The sequence below is a fragment of the Pseudomonas sp. NPDC088322 genome (assembly GCF_044740745.1).
Lineage (GTDB): Bacteria > Pseudomonadota > Gammaproteobacteria > Pseudomonadales > Pseudomonadaceae > Aquipseudomonas > Aquipseudomonas shirazensis.
The window spans coordinates 95,050-112,875 of record NZ_JBIURK010000004.1; the positions used below are offsets into that span (position 1 = coordinate 95,050).

15 protein-coding genes are annotated in these 17,826 nt (G+C 63.8%); 9 read left to right on the top strand and 6 right to left on the bottom strand.

Annotation, left to right across the window (positions count from 1 at the left end; translation table 11 throughout):
• Positions 1–33 precede the first annotated feature (33 nt).
• Entirely contained in the window at positions 34–1,740 is a 1,707-nt protein-coding gene (locus tag ACIOAU_RS11230; RefSeq protein ID WP_150572535.1) for a molecular chaperone HscC, read from the top strand.
• Positions 1,741–1,788: 48 nt separating this feature from the next.
• Here the strand turns inward: ACIOAU_RS11230 and ACIOAU_RS11235 are convergent, their stop codons facing one another.
• From ACIOAU_RS11235 to map, 3 genes are all read right to left on the bottom strand, one after another.
• Positions 1,789–4,437 (bottom strand): molecular chaperone DnaJ, encoded by a 2,649-nt coding sequence (locus ACIOAU_RS11235; RefSeq protein ID WP_401181949.1) that lies wholly within the window; start codon positions 4,435–4,437, stop codon positions 1,789–1,791.
• Entirely contained in the window at positions 4,434–5,126 is a 693-nt protein-coding gene (locus ACIOAU_RS11240) for a DUF1266 domain-containing protein (protein WP_401181952.1), read from the bottom strand. Before ACIOAU_RS11240 ends, ACIOAU_RS11235 begins: the two co-directional genes overlap by 4 nt.
• Positions 5,127–5,234: 108 nt before the next feature.
• Positions 5,235–6,026 carry a type I methionyl aminopeptidase gene (gene map, locus ACIOAU_RS11245; protein ID WP_401181955.1) on the bottom strand — a complete coding sequence of 264 codons (792 nt, stop codon included), beginning with the start codon at positions 6,024–6,026 and terminating at the stop codon, positions 5,235–5,237.
• A gap of 427 nt (positions 6,027–6,453) precedes the next feature.
• On the opposite strand from map, the gene nirB reads away from it, so the two are divergent.
• From nirB to ACIOAU_RS11280, 7 genes are all read left to right on the top strand, one after another.
• Positions 6,454–9,006: a nitrite reductase large subunit NirB gene (nirB, locus tag ACIOAU_RS11250; protein ID WP_401181958.1), complete on the top strand. Its 2,553-nt coding sequence runs from the start codon at positions 6,454–6,456 to the stop codon at positions 9,004–9,006.
• Positions 9,006–9,368 carry a nitrite reductase small subunit NirD gene (nirD, locus tag ACIOAU_RS11255; RefSeq protein WP_101321706.1) on the top strand — a complete coding sequence of 121 codons (363 nt, stop codon included), beginning with the start codon at positions 9,006–9,008 and terminating at the stop codon, positions 9,366–9,368. The genes nirB and nirD overlap by 1 nt, the downstream gene beginning before the upstream one ends.
• A gap of 43 nt (positions 9,369–9,411) precedes the next feature.
• Positions 9,412–10,344, top strand: coding sequence for a pca operon transcription factor PcaQ (gene pcaQ / locus ACIOAU_RS11260; protein ID WP_101321705.1), 933 nt, complete (start codon positions 9,412–9,414; stop codon positions 10,342–10,344).
• 229 nt (positions 10,345–10,573) lie between these two features.
• Positions 10,574–11,314, top strand: a complete 741-nt coding sequence (locus tag ACIOAU_RS11265; protein WP_401181961.1) for an FKBP-type peptidyl-prolyl cis-trans isomerase — start codon at positions 10,574–10,576, stop codon at positions 11,312–11,314.
• A 272-nt stretch (positions 11,315–11,586) separates the two neighbouring features.
• Positions 11,587–12,027 carry a YkvA family protein gene (locus ACIOAU_RS11270; protein WP_401181964.1) on the top strand — a complete coding sequence of 147 codons (441 nt, stop codon included), beginning with the start codon at positions 11,587–11,589 and terminating at the stop codon, positions 12,025–12,027.
• Between the two features lie 100 nt (positions 12,028–12,127).
• Positions 12,128–12,478: a helix-turn-helix transcriptional regulator gene (locus ACIOAU_RS11275; RefSeq protein WP_150572541.1), complete on the top strand. Its 351-nt coding sequence runs from the start codon at positions 12,128–12,130 to the stop codon at positions 12,476–12,478.
• Positions 12,475–12,843: a hypothetical protein gene (locus ACIOAU_RS11280; protein WP_150572542.1), complete on the top strand. Its 369-nt coding sequence runs from the start codon at positions 12,475–12,477 to the stop codon at positions 12,841–12,843. The genes ACIOAU_RS11275 and ACIOAU_RS11280 overlap by 4 nt, the downstream gene beginning before the upstream one ends.
• A gap of 98 nt (positions 12,844–12,941) precedes the next feature.
• Here the strand turns inward: ACIOAU_RS11280 and ACIOAU_RS11285 are convergent, their stop codons facing one another.
• The gene (locus ACIOAU_RS11285) at positions 12,942–15,023 is read right to left on the bottom strand and encodes a carboxy terminal-processing peptidase (RefSeq protein WP_178080788.1); all 2,082 of its coding nucleotides are present in this window, start codon (positions 15,021–15,023) and stop codon (positions 12,942–12,944) included.
• 141 nt (positions 15,024–15,164) lie between these two features.
• On the opposite strand from ACIOAU_RS11285, the gene ACIOAU_RS11290 reads away from it, so the two are divergent.
• Positions 15,165–16,127, top strand: coding sequence for an NAD(P)H-quinone oxidoreductase (locus ACIOAU_RS11290; protein WP_150572543.1), 963 nt, complete (start codon positions 15,165–15,167; stop codon positions 16,125–16,127).
• 33 nt (positions 16,128–16,160) lie between these two features.
• On the opposite strand, the gene ACIOAU_RS11295 is transcribed toward ACIOAU_RS11290, so the two are convergent.
• The gene (locus tag ACIOAU_RS11295; RefSeq protein ID WP_401181969.1) at positions 16,161–16,814 is read right to left on the bottom strand and encodes an HAD family hydrolase; all 654 of its coding nucleotides are present in this window, start codon (positions 16,812–16,814) and stop codon (positions 16,161–16,163) included.
• 22 nt (positions 16,815–16,836) lie between these two features.
• Complete coding sequence (locus ACIOAU_RS11300) at positions 16,837–17,826, bottom strand: ABC transporter ATP-binding protein (protein ID WP_259078930.1); 990 nt, start codon at positions 17,824–17,826, stop codon at positions 16,837–16,839.

The window sequence follows — 17,826 nt, forward strand, 5'->3', positions numbered from 1 at the left end:
CTCCGGCTCTTCATTGCACGCAAGAGACCGACCATGCAGGATGCCAGTACCTCTCCAACGCCCGCCGCTGCGGCGCCCTTGCTCGGTATCGACTTGGGCACCACCAACAGCCTGATCGCCGTATGGCAGGATGGCCAAGCCCAACTGATCGCCAATGCCCTCGGCGACGTACTGACGCCATCGGTGGTCAGCGTCGATGACGATGGCAGTATTCTGGTCGGCAAAGCCGCCAAAGCCCGCCTGACCACCCATCCGCTGCGCAGCGCAGCTGCGTTCAAACGGTTCATGGGCAGCGACAAGCGCTTCGAGCTGGGGGAACATCGCTTCACCCCTGAAGAACTGTCGGCGCTGGTGCTGGGTGCCTTGAAGCAGGATGCCGAAGCGTATCTGGGCTGCCCGGTCAGCGAAGCGGTTATCTCGGTTCCAGCCTACTTCAGTGACGAGCAGCGCAAGCGCACGGTGTTTGCCGCAGAGTTGGCCGGGCTCAAGGTGCAGCGGCTGATCAACGAACCAACCGCAGCAGCCATGGCCTACGGCCTGCACGAACAAAAGTTCGAGCGCACACTGGTGTTCGACCTGGGCGGCGGCACCTTCGATGTGACCGTGCTGGAATACGCGCTGCCGCTGATCGAAGTGCATGCCTCCACCGGTGACAACTATCTGGGCGGTGAAGACTTTACCGATGCATTGTTGCTGGCGTGCCTGCGCGACTGGGGGCTCAAACTCGAGCAGCTCGAGCCACAGGCGCTGGCCAGCCTGCACGACGCCATCGACCAGTTCAAACATGCGCTGGGTGAGGGTCAATCGACCTTGACCTGGCAAGGCGACGGCCAGGCCCGTGAGTGGCAGCTCGACGAGCTCAAGCTGCAGGGCATCTGGGCGCCGTTGCTGGCTCGGGTGCGCGCACCGATCGAACAGGCCCTGCGCGATGCGCGCTTGAGCCCCAAGGAGCTCGACAGCCTGGTGCTGGTCGGCGGCGCCACGCGCATGCCGCAGGTGCAGCAGTTGGTGGCCAAGCTGTTTGGCCGGCTGCCGTACCGGCACCTGGACCCAGACACCATCGTCGCCCTTGGCGCCGCCAGCCAGGCGGCTTGCAAGGCCCGCGATGCGGCCATCGACGAATTGATCCTGACCGACGTGTGCCCTTATACCCTGGGCATTGCCTCGCAGCGTGGCGAGCAGAGCGCCGGCGCGTTTTCGCCGATCATCGAACGTAATACGGTGATCCCCACCTCACGGGTCGAGCGCTTCTACAGCACTCACCCGGAGCAAAAAACCGTGCGTATCGCGGTATACCAAGGCGAGCGTCCCTGGGTGCGCGACAATATTCTGGTCGACAGTTTCGAGGTCCCGCTGCAGTCGACCGGGCAGATTCAGTCACTGGACGTGCGTTTCAGCTACGACATCAACGGCTTGCTTGAAGTCGATGTGACATTCATCGAAACCGGCCTCAAACACAGCCACAGCATTGACCGCAGCCCGACCGGGCTGGATCAGGACGCGCGCCAGGCCAGCCATGAGCGCTTGTCGCGGCTGAAGATTCACCCACGCGATGCCTTGCCCAACCGGACCTTGCTGGCGCGGCTGGAGCGGGCCTGGATGCAGAGCCTGGGCGATGAGCGCGAGCTGATCGGCAGCTGGCTGGATACGTTCAACGGAGTGTTGGCCGGGCAGCAGGCCGGCGAGATCAGCCGCCAGCGCCAGCAATTGAGCCAGGCGCTGGACGAGCTGCGTTACTGACCTTGGCTCGGGCCGCACTGCGGCCCGTTGCCTTGCTCAGGGTGATGGCTAGCCGTTCATCCGGCGCAAGGCCGCCTGCAAACCACCCTCCAGATCGGCCGCCTTGCCCGGCACTGGCCCATAGCGGTTGGGCAGTTTGTCGCCCGGTAGGCTCACCAGTATCAGCGGCACCACCGGCAGCACCCGGCTGAGCACCACAAGCAGGATCAGCACCGGCACGCCCTGGCCAAGATCGCGCAGGCGCCGCAGCATGGCGCTGACCATCAGTAGCACCATCGGCGCTGCCATCGCCGGCAGCAAGGTCATCAGGCTGCCGCAGGCGATCACCGCTAACAGATGCAGGCCGAAGCCCTTGCGGTCGAGGCGGCTGTTGAGCTTCCACACCGCCCACATTGGCTGCGCCACCTGCTTGCTGTTGTTGCGCAGCATGCGCTCGGTCCAGCCCAGCAACGCCATGATCGCGCAGCGCAGGCCGGGGTCGAGGTCGACGTTGTCCTTGGCTTTCTGCAATCTACGCAACAACCGCGTTTTCGGCGGTGCGCAGTCATTGAGCAGGCTATCGAGCGCATCCAGAGCGTCGTTGAACGGGGCGCTGGCCATCCCTTGTTTGCGCAGTAGCTGCCCGCTTGGATGTGTGCACTTGCCGGCCACCAGGCTACGGCGTAACGGCTCGTACCAGTAGTCCTCGATGTACAGCGCCTCGAGGCGATCGCGCAGGCGGGTGCGCTGGGCTTCGTCGAGGCTGCGATCGTGATAGAGCACGGCGCAGAACAGCATTTTGCCCAGCGGGTAATCGTCGAGCACCGCCGGTTCGTTTTCCAGGCAGGTCAGCAACTGCGCAGCGGTGGGCAGGCGGCTGCTGTCGAGGGCCGTGCGCAGGCTCAGCACGCGGCTGGCGAGCAGGCCTTGCAGCGGCTCGTTGTAGTCCAGCGCGGCCAGCACATCGCTGCTGCCATGCGGCCCGGCGATGGCCTGCAGCAGCGCGCTGTGCAGCGAGGCAAACGGGTGCTCGGCAGGGTAGTGCAGTTGCCCGGGCAGTTGCGGGTCGATCAACGCCAGCCAGCGGCTTGGCTGGTCGAACAGCGCCAGCATGAACAGCTGCTGACGGTGCCAGGCCCACAGTGATTCGCCTGCTGCCGGCGCTGGCAGTGGCGCGCCATGGGCGGCCAGGGCTTCCTGCGTCTGCAGGGCGAACGGCCGGGTGAACATGCGGCGCATGTCGAACTGGCTGTTGAGTTCATGCAGGGCGTGCTCGGGATACACCCGCATACGCCGCAGCCACTCGCGGCAGACCGGGCGGATGGCGTCTTCACCGAGCGCTTCAGGCAACTGTGCGCGTGGATCATTGGCTGCGCAGAGGTCTACCAATGCCTGCACCACCGGCGACTGTGCGAGCCAGCGCAGTTGCTGTGCCGCTTGCGCCTGCAAGCCTTCGAGGATCAGGTTATCGAGAGTGTCTTCCCGCGCTGGTTCAGCGACTACCAGACGCAGCAGCTCGGCTTCACCGCGTTGCAGGGCCCAGGCCAGCCAGTACAAGCGCTGCAAGTCTGCGTCCGGCTGCTCCTGCAGCAACCAGGCCAGCAGCGGCAATTCGTCGTCACCGTCCAGGCGCCAATCGATGAATGTCGCGGCAATGTCGCCCAGTTCAAGCCGCGCCGCTTCGAGCCAGCGCGACAAGGTCTGCGGGCTCTGCGACGGGCTACCCCAGGCCTGCGCCGGGTCGGCGAGGTCGGCCGGCCAGCTGTCGCACGGGGTCTGCAAGTCGAACGCCTGGATCAGCAGCGGCAAGCGCTGCGGCTGGTGCCGTGCGCACAGGTTGAGCAGCCAGCGCTCGGCCTGCGGGTGGCGATGTTCGCGCCACAGCCGCAGCCAGCATTCCAGTGCCTGCTGTTCAGCGCCAAGCGCCTCGGCCTGGCGCGCCAGCAGGTACAGCAGGTCGACATCGTCGGGCGCCTGTTGCAGTTGCTGCTGCACCTGCGCGTGCAGGGTCTGGCTGCCGATCCCGGCCTGGCAGAACTGCACCAGCAGGCGTTGCAGCAGAGCCTCGTCGTTGGGGAAGGCGAGGCAGGTGTGTGCCTGTACGAACTGCTCGTACTCGAACAGCGGGCGCTGATTGAAGCAGTATTCCAGGCTGCGGAAGTACCACAGCGTCTCCAATTGCGCAGCGGGTGGCCAGTCGCGCATCAGGCTGGTATCGAACGGATCGGGTTCGCTCAGGCGCTGGAGGAATGCTTCGACCTCCTGCGGGTCTTGCAGGCGCAGCAACTGTTCAGCCCAACCCAGGCGCTGTGCCAGCAGGCCGGCGCAGCGGTGCGAAATCGGCCCGCAGCTGCGCAGTTCATGCAGCAGCTGCCAGCTCAGTTGTTCCAGTTCGTCCAACGGCAGTTCGTCGAGCTCGGCGATGTAGCCCTGCCAGGCGGCGGGATCGAAACGCAGGGTGGGGTCTTCCAGCAACCGGTGAAAACCGCGCAATGCGCCTGACATCTCGTCAGCTCTGGCTTCGGCTTCGACCACTGGCGCGGCGTCGGCCTCGCTTTCACGGGCCAGGCGCAGCGCTTGTTCGTAGGCCTCGCGCAGCGCCTGGAAACCTTGCGGGTCAGTTTCCGGATGATGTGCCGGCAGCAGTCCGCGGTAGGCCTGGCGGATCAGATTGAGGTCCTGGGTCGGTTCCAGGCCAAGGCGTATCCAGCAACTCATGACCAGCAGTCCTCTTCCAGCGATGCCGGGCGTTCCGGTTCAGGTAATGGCAGATCCCAGCTGAGGCTGGCCAGCAGCTCGCTGGCACCCAGACGCAGGTTGAGCAGGATGCAGCGGTTCCAGTGCTCATTGCCCTGGCGTTCGAGTTCGGTGGCGAGTGCCTGGTCGCTGCTGTCAGAGACGTTCCACAGCGCCTTGCCGAACAGGTAGCCGGCCAGGTAGCCGTCCCAGCTGTTGTAGTAATGGCGGGCACGCAAGGCCAGGCGGTAATGCAGGTAGAGGCTTTCTTCGGCAGTGATATAGGACTTTTTCAGCCCGGCGCGCAGCAGAAAGCTCATCCGCCCCAGGTCCCAGGCGCGGGTGCCGCCGGGGCCGCAGTCCGGGTAGGTGCGGGCGGCGTACTGGTACTTGATCCGGTCCCGTTCGGGCAGGCGCTCGAGCAGCGCTTGCCATTGGCTGGGCAAGCAGCGCTGGAACTGCCAGTAGGCTTCGGACAGCTCGGTGGCGTGGCCGTTGTCAGCCATGCCGAGCATGTCCAGCAACTGCGCACGGTTGCTGATGCCCCACCAGCGTTCGAGGTCGCTCTGGTCGTCGCCCTCGTGATAGTCCGGCGCGGTGTAGCTGGCACCGTTGAGGGCAGCCATCGGCGCGGACAAGGCATGCAGCCAATGCTGCGCGGTTTCTTCCATGACACGGACTCCTGGGCCGGCGCAGAACAGGGATGACGGCCGGCCTTGCGGGTGGCGATTGTAAATAGCGGCCAGCACGGCGGCAAATGACCTGCTCGGGATGGCGCTTCAGCTGACCGTTTTTCCGGCCAGACGTTCTTCCTCGCGCAGGGTCAGCACTTCATAACCGTCAGCAGTGACCGCAACGGTGTGTTCCCACTGCGCCGACAGCGCGCCGTCGCGGGTGATGACCGTCCAGCCATCTTTCAGTTCGCGGGTGCCGCGCGCGCCCTGGTTGATCATCGGCTCGATGGTGAAGACCATGCCCGGCTTGAGCTTCATGCCCATGCCGCGTTGGCCGAAGTGGAGGATTTCCGGTTTTTCGTGCATCTGCTGGCCGATGCCGTGGCCACAGTATTCACGTACTACGCTGTAGCCGGCCGCTTCGGCGGTGCTCTGAATGGCGTGGCCGATGTCGCCAAGAGTGGCCCCCGGGCGAACTTGCTCGATGCCGCGCCAGAGCGCGTCATAAGTGGTTTCTACCAACCGCTCGGCTTCAGCGCTGATCGCGCCGATGCGGTACATCTTCGACGAGTCGGCGATATAACCGCCTTGTTCCAGGGTGATGTCGACGTTGACGATCGAGCCTTCAGCGAGCACTTCGTCAGCCTCGGGCATGCCGTGACAGACGACGTGATCGACCGAAGTGTTCAGCGAATAGGGGAAACCGTACTGGCCCTTGCTGGCCGGCCTGGCGCGCAGGGTCTGGACGATGAACGCCTCGGCATGGTCGTTGATCTGCATCGTGGTCACGCCGGGGCGGATGAAGCCGTCGAGTTCGGCAAACACTTGCGCCAGCAACTGGCCGGCGCGGCGCATCAGCTCGAGTTGTTCGGCTGTCTTGAGGATGACTTGGGACATTGGCGCTTCAAAGACCTCGCTTGAATCAGGCTGCAGCATATCCCCATGGCACCCAGCCTTGCCACCGCAGCGCCGTGCCCCAGGATGGGGACACGTGCACCAAGACGAGTCGAAAATCCCCGATAGGCGGCGCATCGACTTTCTCGCCACTACCGTCTGCACCCGCGCCGATCCCCTGTAGCGGCCTTGCCGGGGCGCCGGACCGGTCGGAAAGGGCCGCAAAGCGGACCCATGGTTCACCTCAATACCCCAGAACTGGCACAGTCCCTGCTTTGACCCAGCTACAACACGCCCCACTGATCAACGGCGATCAATCAGGGGCCTCACCCAGATGAGAACAGGCAAAGGCGCCTGGAGCTTCGGCTCCAGGCGTTTTTTTTTGTCTTTGCGGCGGCCAACCCCGCCAACCCGTGATCGAGGATCGGCTATGCAGGCAACAGCGAACGGCGGACAACTTCAGCGACTGGTCATCGTCGGCAACGGCATGGTCGGCCATCACTGCGTCGAGCAACTGGTCGAGCGCGGCGCACTGGCGCGCTTCGAGGTGCGCGTATTCGGCGAGGAGCGTCAGCGCGCCTACGATCGCGTACATCTCTCAGAGTACTTCGCCGGCAGCGACAGCGAAACGCTGGCCATGTGCGAGGCGGATTTCTACGATCGCCACGGCGTGCACCTGCACCTCGGCGAGGGCGTGCTCGAGATCGATCGCGAGCGCTGTGAAGTGGTCACCGCAGAGGGCCGTTATGGCTACGACCAGTTGGTCCTGGCCACCGGCTCTTATCCGTTCGTGCCGCCAGTCGAAGGCTCCAGCGGCACGTCGCGGCTGGTCTACCGCACTCTGGATGACCTTGACGCCATTCGCGCCGCCGCCAGCGGCAGCCGCCGGGGTGTGGTGGTCGGTGGCGGCTTGCTGGGCCTCGAGGCGGCCAACGCCTTGAAGTCGCTGGGCCTGGAAGCACACGTGGTGGAGTTCGCGCCGCGCTTGATGCCGGTGCAGCTCGACAGCGAAGGCGGCGCGGCATTGAAGGCGCAGATCGAGGCGCTGGGCGTGGGGGTGCATGTGTCACGCGCCACCCAGTCGATCAGCACCGGCAGTGAGTACCGCTATCGAATGAATTTCGACGGTGGCGAGTATCTTGAAACCGACCTGATCGTGTTCTCTGCCGGTATCCGCGCACAAGACGCCCTCGGCCGCGCCTGCGGCCTGGAGATTGGTGCGCGTGGCGGGGTGGCGATCGACCACGATTGCCGCAGCAGCGACCCGCAGATCTTCGCCATCGGCGAGTGCGCCTCGTGGAATGGCAGCGTGTTCGGCCTGGTCGCGCCCGGTTACAGCATGGCGCGCAACCTTGCTGCGCTGTTGCTTGGTGAAACGTCCACCCCGTTCACCGGCGCCGACATGTCAACCAAACTCAAGCTGCTTGGAGTCGATGTCGGCTCGATCGGCGACGCCCACGGCGCGACTCCTGGCGCGCGCAGTTACCGCTTCATCGACGAGGCCAACGCGGCCTATCGCCGGCTGGTGGTCGATGCCAGCGGCAAGCACGTGCTCGGCGCGGTGCTGGTCGGTGACAACAGCTACTACGACACCCTGCTGCAGTACTGCCAGAACGGCATTGCCCTGCCAGCTGATCCGGCCACGCTGATCCTGCCGCAGGGCGGCGGCGCGCCGGCGCTGGGTGCCGATGCCTTGCCCGATACGGCGACCATCTGCTCCTGCCACAACGTCAGCAAGGGCGCGGTCTGTGCGGCCATCGACAGCGGCTGCAGCGACCTCGCCGCGGTCAAGAGTTGCACCAAGGCGGCCAGCGGTTGCGGCGGTTGCGCGGCGCTGCTCAAGCAGGTCTTCGAGCACGAGTTGACTGCCCGTGGGGTCACCGTCGACAAGAGCCTGTGCGAGCACTTCGGCTATACCCGCCAGGAGCTTTATGGGCTAGTCCGGGTCGAGGGCATCCGCACTTTCAATGAGCTGCTCGAGCGTCACGGCAAAGGCCATGTCGGCTGTGACATCTGCAAACCGGCGGTGGGTTCGATCCTGGCCTCGTGCTGGAACCAGCCGATCATGGACGCCGCGCTGGTGCCGCTGCAGGACACCAACGACACCTTCATGGCCAACATGCAGAAAAACGGCACCTACTCGGTGGTGCCGCGCATTCCCGGTGGCGAGATAACCCCGGACAAGCTGATCGTGATCGGCCAGGTGGCGAAAAAATACGACCTCTATACCAAGATCACCGGCGGTCAGCGCATCGACCTGTTCGGCGCGCAGTTGCACGAACTGCCGCTGATCTGGGGCGAGCTGATCGCTGCGGGCTTCGAGACCGGTCATGCCTATGGCAAGTCGACGCGTACGGTCAAATCCTGCGTCGGCAGCACCTGGTGCCGCTACGGCGTGCAGGACAGCGTGGCCATGGCCCTGCGCCTGGAAGACCGCTACAAGGGCCTGCGCTCGCCGCACAAACTCAAGTTTGCCGTATCCGGCTGCACCCGCGAGTGCGCCGAGGCGCAGAGCAAGGACATCGGCGTGATCGCCACCGACAAGGGCTGGAACCTCTACGTCTGCGGCAACGGCGGCATGCGCCCGCGGCATGCCGAGTTGTTTGCCACCGACCTCGATGACGACAGCCTGATCCGCATGATCGACCGCGTGCTGATGTTCTACATCCGCACTGCCGACAAGCTGCAGCGCACCTCGGTCTGGCGCGAGGGCCTGGAAGGTGGCCTGGATTACCTCAAGGCGGTGATCCTTGATGACAGCCTGCTGCTTGGCGCCGAGCTCGAAGCGCAGATGCAGCACGTGGTCGATCAGTATGAATGCGAGTGGGCCAACGCCCTCAACGATCCAGAAAAACTCAAACGGTTCCGCACCTTCGTCAATGACCAGCGCGCTGACCCGGACGTGCACTTTGTGCGTGAACGCGAACAACGCCGGCCGGTGGCCGCGCTGCACCTGATCCCAACTGTCGAGGAGGCTGTCTGATGAACTCATGCAATGTCGCAGTAGCGCAACAACCCAACTGGCAAACAGTTTGCCAGCGCGGCGATCTGGTCGCCGATTCCGGTGTAGTGGTGTGGCTGGACGGCGAGCAGGTGGCGCTGTTCTACCTGCCTGGCCAGGCTCAGCCGCTTTATGCCGTGGCCAATCGCGACCCGCGCTCGGGCGCCAATATCATCGGCCGCGGCCTGATCGGTAGCATCGGTGGCGAGCTGACGGTGGCGGCGCCGTTGTACAAGCAGCACTTCAGCCTGCGCAGCGGGCGCTGCCTGGAAGACCCGCAGCAGGCGCTGCGGACCTGGCCGGTGCGCCTGGCAGGGGAGGCTGTCGAGGTGGCGATGCGCTAAGATGGCTGACCGACGCTGATCGCGGGCAGAGCTGCTCTTACGCATGAATCTCGACACTCGAATCAAGTACCGCCACTTGCTGTGCTTTCTGGAAATCGCCCGCCAGGGCAGCCTGGCGCGTGCGGCCGACGTTCTGGCGATCAGCCAGCCAGCGATTTCCAAGACCCTCAAGGAGCTTGAGCAGTTGCTCGAGACGCGGCTGTTCGAGCGCACTCGGTTGGGCGTCGAGCTGACCACCGCTGGCACGCGCTTCATGCGCTACGCTGGCCCCAGCGTGCAGGCCCTGCGCGATGGCGTGAGCAGTGTGCGCGGCGAGGCGCGGGCGCCGTCGCAGGTGCGCATTGGCGTGCTCTCGACCGTCGAAGGCCTGCTCATGCCGGAGGCGCTGTGCCGCCTGCATCAGCGCCATCAGGCGTTGCTGATCAGCGTGAGCACCGGGGTCAGTGCGCAGTTGCTCGGCCAATTGCGCCTGGGTGAGCTGGAGTTGGTAGTCGGGCGCATGACCGACAGCCCGCAGATTCAGGGCTTGTCATTCGAGCACCTGTACAGCGAATCGATGAGTCTGGTGGTGCGTCCGGGCCATCCGCTGCTGGCGCTACAGCCGCTCGAACGCAGCCGGGTTGGCGACTATCCGCTGGTGTTGCCTCCGCTTGGCACCACCATCCGCCAACACGCCGACAGCCTGTTTGTGCAGTGCGGCATCCACATGCCGGCGCAACGTCTGGAGACCTTGTCGCTGGCGCTGAGCCGGCGCTACCTGCTGGGCAGCGATGCAGTCTGGGTCGCCCCGCGTGACGCGGTGCTGATCGACCTGGGCCGCGGCGAGCTGGTCGAGCTGGACCTTGGCATCTACGAACCGGGTGGCTCGGTGGGCATCTGCCGCAATGCCGCGCTGCCGCAGAGCCTTCCGGCGCAGTGGGTGTGCGAGGTGCTGCGCGAGTTGGCCGGGGAGTACCGCGAAGGGCTTTATCCCTGACGGATCTGTCATGTTTCGCAGGGCAGACATAAATAGCCACAATACCCGCCGCAGGTAGCATCTGGGCTCAATACTGGCCAGTGGCTGCAGCGTTGCCATGAACAACCTTTCACCTACTGAACTTACTGCCCGCAAGCGGCTCCTATGCCGGTAGCCATTGGTAACGACCGCCTGCTAAGCTCGCGGCTTTACCCTGATTGCCCTTATGGCGCATGAACAAGGAACTAGCATGAAACAACATCGTTTGGCGGCTGCGGTTGCCCTGGTAAGTTTGGTTCTGGCGGGCTGCGACGCTCAGACCAGCGACGTCGAGCTGAAAACCCCGGCACAGAAAGCCTCCTACGGTATCGGCCTGAACATGGGCAAGAGCCTGGCTCAGGAAGGCATGGAAGACCTTGATTCGAAAGCAGTCGCCATGGGTATCGATGACGCTGTCAGCAAGAAAGAGCAGCGCATCAAGGATGACGAACTGGTCGAGGCCTTCACCGCGCTGCAAAAGCGTGCCGAAGAGCGCCTGACCAAAGCCAGCGAAGAAGCCGCATCGGCTGGCAAGAAGTTCCTCGAAGAAAACGCCAAGAAGCAGGGCGTTGTGACCACCGCTTCCGGCCTGCAGTACGAAGTCGTGAAGAAAGCCGATGGCCCACAGCCAAAAGCCTCTGACGTTGTGACCGTTCACTACGAAGGCAAGCTGATCGATGGCAAGGTGTTCGACAGCTCGGTCGAGCGCGGCAGCCCGATCGATCTGCCGGTCAGCGGTGTGATCCCAGGTTGGGTCGAAGGCCTGCAATTGATGCATGTCGGTGAGAAGTACAAGCTGTACATCCCGGCTGAGCTGGCTTACGGCGCACAGAGCCCGAGCCCGCTGATCCCGGCCAACTCGGTACTGGTGTTCGACCTGGAACTGCTGGCGATCAAAGATCCGAGCAAGCTCGAAGGCACCGAGCCGCCAGCCGAAGCTCCGGCTCAGTAAGTCTTAGCGTATCTACAACGCCCCGTTTCGACGGGGCGTTGTCGTTTTTGCGGGCACCCAGACGAACCTCGGCCGGCGTTGCTTGTCCGAGATTGGGTGGCCGGTACATGTCTGCCCAACGACGCAAAACGTTTGCGCAGCTGTCACGATTGGGTAAAAAACGCCCGATCTAAGCGCGACCCTTGCCCTGTCGGCACGGGGCGGCGGAAACTGTGCCCTGTTCACAAGGTTATCCACAATAAATGTGGATAACCTCATCGCCTGGAGGCCCCATGAGTGCACCCTGGAATTTCAGCCGATTTCTGCCCCTCGCCGAGCGCCTGCTCAGCCGTGGCCGGTTGCCGGCGCTGTTGTTTGCGGTCGCGCGCAAAGGTCCCAAGCTTGGCCAACTGCGTGAAGACCTGCGCTTGATGCAGAGCCTGTGCCTGGCCTGGTGGCGCGGCGAGTACCGCGCCATCAGCCCGAAGGCGCTGGTGACCATCGTGGCCGGCCTGCTGTACTTCGTCAGCCCGCTGGATGCGATCCCCGACTGGCTGCTGGGCGTCGGCTTTCTCGATGACATCGCCGTGCTCGGCTGGGTATTGAAGACCGTGGCTGACGAATTGCGCCGTTTCAAGGCCTGGCGCGACGCTCAGACGCCAGAGCGTTTGCGCGTGGTAGAGCGCCTGCCAGACACCCCCGAGGCCCTGCGCCTGGAGCGCGGTACGCCTTGAATTCAGCCTGATCCGCGCAGACCCTCGCGCTTGGTCATATAATTGGCATAAAGGTTATGCCTAAGGGCTACATGCAGTAGTCCTACGTGAGGGGTTTGCAATGGAAATTCAGGTCATCAGCCGGGACGATAAGCCCGAATACGCCGTCATTCCCTGGGAGCAGTATCAGGCCCTGCTGGTCGCTGCCGGCCAGGCGCCTGCGTCCAGCCTTGCCAAGGCAGAGCAGACGCTAGCAGAGCCTGCTGCGGCGCCTGCCAGCCTGCCGGCAATCAGCGAGCTGGCCCGCCTGCGTGAAGCCAAGGGCCTGGCCCCTGAAGCGCTGGCACGCAGCGTCGGCATCAGTCCGGCCTACCTGGCCATGATCGAAGCGGGCGAGCGTGAAGCGGGTGCGCCGATCCTGCGCAGCCTGGCCTGGCACCTGGGTATTGCTGGCTGGAGCGAGCCATCATGAGCGGCGTCAGGATCAGTCGCCAGCATTGGGATGGGCTGCTCGGCGAGCTGGACATGGCCCGCCGCCAGCGCCACCTGCTGACCTACCGTGCCCTGCTCGAGCGTCTGCAGCTGCCAACCCCGGCCATGCAGACGCTGACCGCCGCGCTGGAGCATCTGGCCGCTATCGACGCACGCGCAGAACAGCCGCTGCGCAGCTCGCTGGTGATCAGCCAGGGCGCTAGCCGCCTGCCGCGTACCGGCTTTTTCGAATGTGCCGAGCGCCTGGGCAGGTTTACCGGGCCGGTCGATGGCATGGAAGCAGCCTCCTGGCACGCCTCGGAAGTGGCCAGGGTATTCGAGCACCCCTATTCAGAAGAAGCCTGAGCGCCGCAGGGCGTTTGCCTGAGCAAACTGCAGACAAAGAAAAGGGGTGGACACCTAGGCGTCCACCCCCTTTTTTTGCGACTGGCGTCAGCCGGCGATCACTTCTTGGCTACCGACGAGCTCAGGCTCAGGTAGTCAAGCAGGATACGCCCGGTTTCGGCCAGGTAGGCGTCGTCTTCCGGTTTGGTGTTTTCATCTTCCACCGGTAGCGCGTCTTCGTCTTCTTTCTTCAGTTCCTTGAGCGGCTCTTCACCCTTGGCCTTGCGGCGGATGTTTTCCAGGGCCAGTTGCTTGCCCTCGATCTCATCGTGGCGGGCGCGACGGGTCTGCTCGTTGAGGCTGACGCTCTTCTCGCTCATCAGCTTCTGGCTCAGGGCCAGGCGGTCACGGATGTAGGTGAACTCGGCATCCTTGGCGCTACGGGCGTCGTGGCGCGCCTTCAGCTCGGTGAGGAACGGCTTGAACGGGTCCACGGCAGGCTTGATCGCCGGCTTGATGGTGTCCCATGGCATGGCCTCGGGCAGGGCGCTCTCGCCGATTTCCTTGGTGTCGATGATCGACGGGTAGTCGATATCCGGCAGCACGCCCTGATGCTGGGTGCTCTGCCCGGAAACCCGGTAGAACTTGGCCAGGGTCAGTTTCAGCTCACCATGGTTGAGCGGCTGGATGGTCTGCACGGTGCCTTTGCCGAAGGTCTGGCCACCGATGATCAAGGCGCGATGGTAGTCCTGCATGGCGCCGGCGAAAATCTCCGAAGCCGAGGCCGAGAGACGGTTGACCAGTAGCGTCAGCGGGCCTTTGTAGAAGGCGCCGCGGTTTTCATCTTCAAGCACATCGACGCGGCCGTCGCTGTTGCGTACCAGCACGGTCGGGCCTTTGTCGATGAACAGGCTGGTCAGCTCGGTGGCTTCCTGCAACGAGCCGCCGCCGTTGTTGCGCAGGTCGATGACCACGCCGTCGACTTTCTCGTTCTGCAGTTCGGTGAGCAGTTTCTTGACGTCGCGCGTGGTGCTCTTGTACTCAGGATCGCCGGCACGGTAGGCCTTGAAATCGAGGTAGAAGGCCGGGATCTCGATGATCCCCAGCTTGTAGTCACGGCCATCCTGCTTGAGCTTGAGCACCGACTTTTTTGCCGCCTGCTCTTCAAGCTTGACTGCTTCGCGGGTGATCGAAACGATTTTGCTGGTCTGGTCGCTCGGCGCATTGCTGGCCGGGATGACTTCAAGACGCACCACCGAACCTTTCGGGCCGCGGATCAGCTTGACCACTTCGTCCAGACGCCAGCCGACCACGTCGACCATTTCCTTGTTGCCCTGGGCCACACCGATGATCTTGTCGGCCGGGGCGACCTGTTTGGTCTTGGCGGCAGGGCCGGCCGGTACCAAACGGACGATCTTGACCTGATCGTTGTCATTCTGCAGCACCGCACCGATGCCTTCGAGCGACAGGCTCATGTTGATGTCGAAGTTTTCGGCGTTGTCCGGCGACAGGTAATTGGTGTGCGGGTCGTAGGACTGGGCGAAGGTGTTGATGTAGGCCTGGAAGATGTCTTCGGCACGGGTCTGGTCAAGCCGCGCAAGTTGGTTCTTGTAGCGCTTGATCAGGGTTTCCTGGATCTGCTTGAAGTCCTTGCCGGCGATCTTCTGGCGCAGCACTTCATCCTTGACCCGTTTGCGCCAGAGGTCGTCCAGCTCGGCGTCGTTTTTCAACCATGGCGCGTCTTTGCGATCGACCAGCAGCGACTCGTCAACGGTGAAGTCGATCTTGTCGACACCCTTGTTCAGTTCGGCCAGGGCAAAGTCCAGGCGGGCTTTGACGCGGTTCAGGTAACGCTTGTAGATGGTGAAGCCCGGATCGAGATTGCCGCTCTTGAGGAAATCGTCGAACTGGGTCTTCCACTTGTCGAACTCGGCGATGTCCGAGGCCGTGAAGTAACTGCGCGATGGATCGAGCAGCTTGATGTAGCTGTCGTAGATGATCACCGAACGGGCGTCATCCAGTGGCGGCTTGCTGTAGTGGTGGCGCTTGAGCAGCTCGACCACATTGAGACTGGCAACCACCTCATCCCGGTCTGGCTGCAGGCTTTCCCACTTGTTGGCGGCGGCCGCATTGCCGCCAAGCGTCAGGCTGCCAACGCCAATGAGCAGGGCGAGGGCGGTGCTGGGCAGAAAATGCTTCATGCTGATTCGACGTAAAGGCAATTGATCACGCATAGTAGGCCGTCTATTCCGTTCGCCGGTTCCATGGAGCCGGGCAAATACTGCAAAAAGCCCGGGACAAGGCGATCCCGGGCTCAGTCATGACTCAACTATGGAGGCACTGTGAAGGCATTGCAAGGCGTTGACGGACATGTGGAGTGGGTCGAGGCCGAGCGCCCGACCTGTGATGCCGGCCAGGTACGCATTCGCGTAGCCGCGGCAGGCCTGAATCGGGCGGATATGCTCCAGATCGCGGGCAATTACCCACCGCCGCCGGGCGCCAGCCCGTACCTGGGGCTGGAATGTTCCGGGATCATCAGTGAAGTCGGCCCCGGCACCGACTGGCGCGTCGGCGAGCGCGTCTGTGCGCTGCTGGCGGGCGGTGGCATGGCCGAGGAAGTGGTGGTCGATGCTCGCCACGTGCTGCCGGTGCCCGAGGGCCTGAGCCTGCACGAAGCGGCGGCGATCCCCGAGGTGTATGCCACGGCCTGGCTGAATATCTTCCAGCTCGGCGGGCTCAAGCCTGGGGAAAAGCTGCTGGTACATGCCGGCGCCAGTGGCGTCGGCTCGGCGGCGATTCAACTGTGCAAGGCGCTGGGTAATCCGGTCTGGGTCAGCGTCGGCTCGCCAGAGCGGCTGGCCTACTGCGAGGCGCTGGGCGCTGCCGGTGGGGTGGTGCGCAATGCCAACCTCGATGACCTCAAGCAACTGGGCCCGTTCGACGTGATCCTTGACCCGGTTGGCGCCAGCTACGGCCCGCTCAATGTCGAGCTGCTGGCCCGCGACGGGCGCTGGGTGATGATCGGCTTGATGGGCGGGCGCAAGGTCGAACTGGACCTGGCGCAGATTCTCGGCAAGCGCCTGCAGCTGACCGGCTCGACCTTGCGCAATCGCGATGATGACTTCAAGGCCGAACTGCTCAAGGAGCTCGGCCAGCAGGTCTGGCCGTTGTTCACCGATGGCCGGCTCAAGGCGCAACTGGTGGACACCTATCCGGTCGCGTTCGCCGAGGCCGCCTACGCCGAGCTTGCGACCAATCAGGTCTCCGGCAAGCTGGTGCTGGTGATCGACCAGACGCTGGCCTGAGTCAGCCATGCCGGGGCTACGGCCCCGGCTGTTTCACTTCCAGGCGAGGATCGGCCAGCCATGCTGCTCGGCATGGGCGCGCAGGACCGGGTCAGGGTTGACTGCCTTGGGATGATCGACCTTGAGCAGCAGCGGCAGGTCATTGCGCGAGTCCGAATAGAAACTCACGCCCTCGAGGTTTTCCTGTTCCTGATCCAGCCACTCCAGCAGCCGGGTGATCTTGCCCTCGCGGTAGGTCAGCACGCCATGAGTGTTGCCGGTGTACACGCCATTGACCGCTTCCAGTTCGATCGCCAGGTACTCGTCTACACCCAAGCGGGCTGCAATCGGCCCGACCAGGTGGGTGCCAGAAGCCGAGATGATCAGCACCCGATCACCTTGCTTGCGGTGCTCGGCAATGCAGCGGCAGGCGTCGCCGTAGATGATCGGCTCGATCACATCTTCCACCCATGGCTCGACCAGGTGCGCCAACTCCTCCAGTGTGCGCCCGGCAACCGGCTCGAGGCTGAAGGCCATGTAGTCTTCCATGGCCATCTCACCCTTGCTGTACGCCTCCATCAGCTCGCGGTCACGGCGCAGAAACGACTCGCCATCGACCCAGCCCAGCCGCACCATGTGCTCACTCCACAGCGACGCGCAGTCGCCATGGATCAAGGTTTCATCGAGATCGAAAATTGCCAAAGCCATCGGTACTTCTCCTGAGCTACTTCTATGCCACTTCGCGTAGCGCCGTTGGGTCGATAGCCAAGGATACCCGTTGACCGTCCGCATGCAGATCCTCTGACGAGCGATTGAGCACGTCAACCACCAGTTCGACACCGCGCACCTCGACCCGATAGCGGATGACGTTGCCGAGCAGGCTATGGCTGCGCACCAGGCCGTCCAGTTCGCCGGTGAGGCTCAGGCTGATCGACTCGGGGCGGATTGCCAGGCGGCTGCTGACCGGGCGTTGCAACAGGCGGCTGGCGCTGTCGGCATCGAGCAGGTTGTAGTTGCCGATAAAGCCTGCGGCAAACAGGTCCACCGGCGCGGTGTAGAGGGTTTCGGCGTCGCCACTCTGGACGATCCGGCCCTGGTTCATCAGGAAGATGCGGTCGGACATGGTCAGCGCCTCTTCCTGGTCGTGGGTGACGAAGATCGTGGTCAGCCCCAGCTCGCGCTGAATTGCCCGAATCTGCTCGCGCAGGTGCTTGCGAATACGTGCATCCAGTGCCGACAGTGGCTCATCCAGCAGCAACAGGCGCGGCCTGGTCACCAGCGATCGGGCCAGCGCCACCCGCTGGCACTGGCCGCCCGACAACTGATGCGGATAGCGCCCGGCAAAGCTGCCCAGCTCGACCAGCTCGAGCACTTCGCGCACCCGCGTGCGGCTTTCTGCAGCAGGGGTTTTCTGCATGCGCAAACCGAAGGCGACGTTTTGCTCGACGGTCATGTTGGGGAACAGTGCATAGCTCTGAAAGACCATGCCGATGCCGCGTTTTTGCGGGCTCAGCGGCACCAGGTCGTGGCCGTCGAGGAGGATCCGGCCGCTGTCGACCGGGGTCAGCCCGGCAATGCAGCGCAGCAAGGTCGACTTGCCGCAACCGGACGGGCCGAGCAGGGTGACGAATTCGCCGCGCTGGATCTGGCAGTCGATATCGTCAAACACCGGGCTGCCGGCGTAACTCTTTTGCAGTTTCTCTACGCTGACGAAGCTCAT

Coding starts and splice junctions, on each gene's coding strand:
- nirD (WP_101321706.1), top strand. CDS start 9,006: ATGAACTCATGCAATGTCGCAGTAGCGCAACAACCCAACTGGCAAACA.
- ACIOAU_RS11270 (WP_401181964.1), top strand. CDS start 11,587: ATGAGTGCACCCTGGAATTTCAGCCGATTTCTGCCCCTCGCCGAGCGC.
- ACIOAU_RS11280 (WP_150572542.1), top strand. CDS start 12,475: ATGAGCGGCGTCAGGATCAGTCGCCAGCATTGGGATGGGCTGCTCGGC.
- ACIOAU_RS11240 (WP_401181952.1), bottom strand. CDS start 5,126: ATGGAAGAAACCGCGCAGCATTGGCTGCATGCCTTGTCCGCGCCGATG.
- ACIOAU_RS11295 (WP_401181969.1), bottom strand. CDS start 16,814: ATGGCTTTGGCAATTTTCGATCTCGATGAAACCTTGATCCATGGCGAC.
- ACIOAU_RS11300 (WP_259078930.1), bottom strand. CDS start 17,826: ATGAGCTTCGTCAGCGTAGAGAAACTGCAAAAGAGTTACGCCGGCAGC.
- nirB (WP_401181958.1), top strand. CDS start 6,454: ATGCAGGCAACAGCGAACGGCGGACAACTTCAGCGACTGGTCATCGTC.
- ACIOAU_RS11235 (WP_401181949.1), bottom strand. CDS start 4,437: ATGAGTTGCTGGATACGCCTTGGCCTGGAACCGACCCAGGACCTCAAT.
- ACIOAU_RS11265 (WP_401181961.1), top strand. CDS start 10,574: ATGAAACAACATCGTTTGGCGGCTGCGGTTGCCCTGGTAAGTTTGGTT.
- map (WP_401181955.1), bottom strand. CDS start 6,026: ATGTCCCAAGTCATCCTCAAGACAGCCGAACAACTCGAGCTGATGCGC.
- ACIOAU_RS11275 (WP_150572541.1), top strand. CDS start 12,128: ATGGAAATTCAGGTCATCAGCCGGGACGATAAGCCCGAATACGCCGTC.
- ACIOAU_RS11230 (WP_150572535.1), top strand. CDS start 34: ATGCAGGATGCCAGTACCTCTCCAACGCCCGCCGCTGCGGCGCCCTTG.
- pcaQ (WP_101321705.1), top strand. CDS start 9,412: ATGAATCTCGACACTCGAATCAAGTACCGCCACTTGCTGTGCTTTCTG.
- ACIOAU_RS11285 (WP_178080788.1), bottom strand. CDS start 15,023: ATGAAGCATTTTCTGCCCAGCACCGCCCTCGCCCTGCTCATTGGCGTT.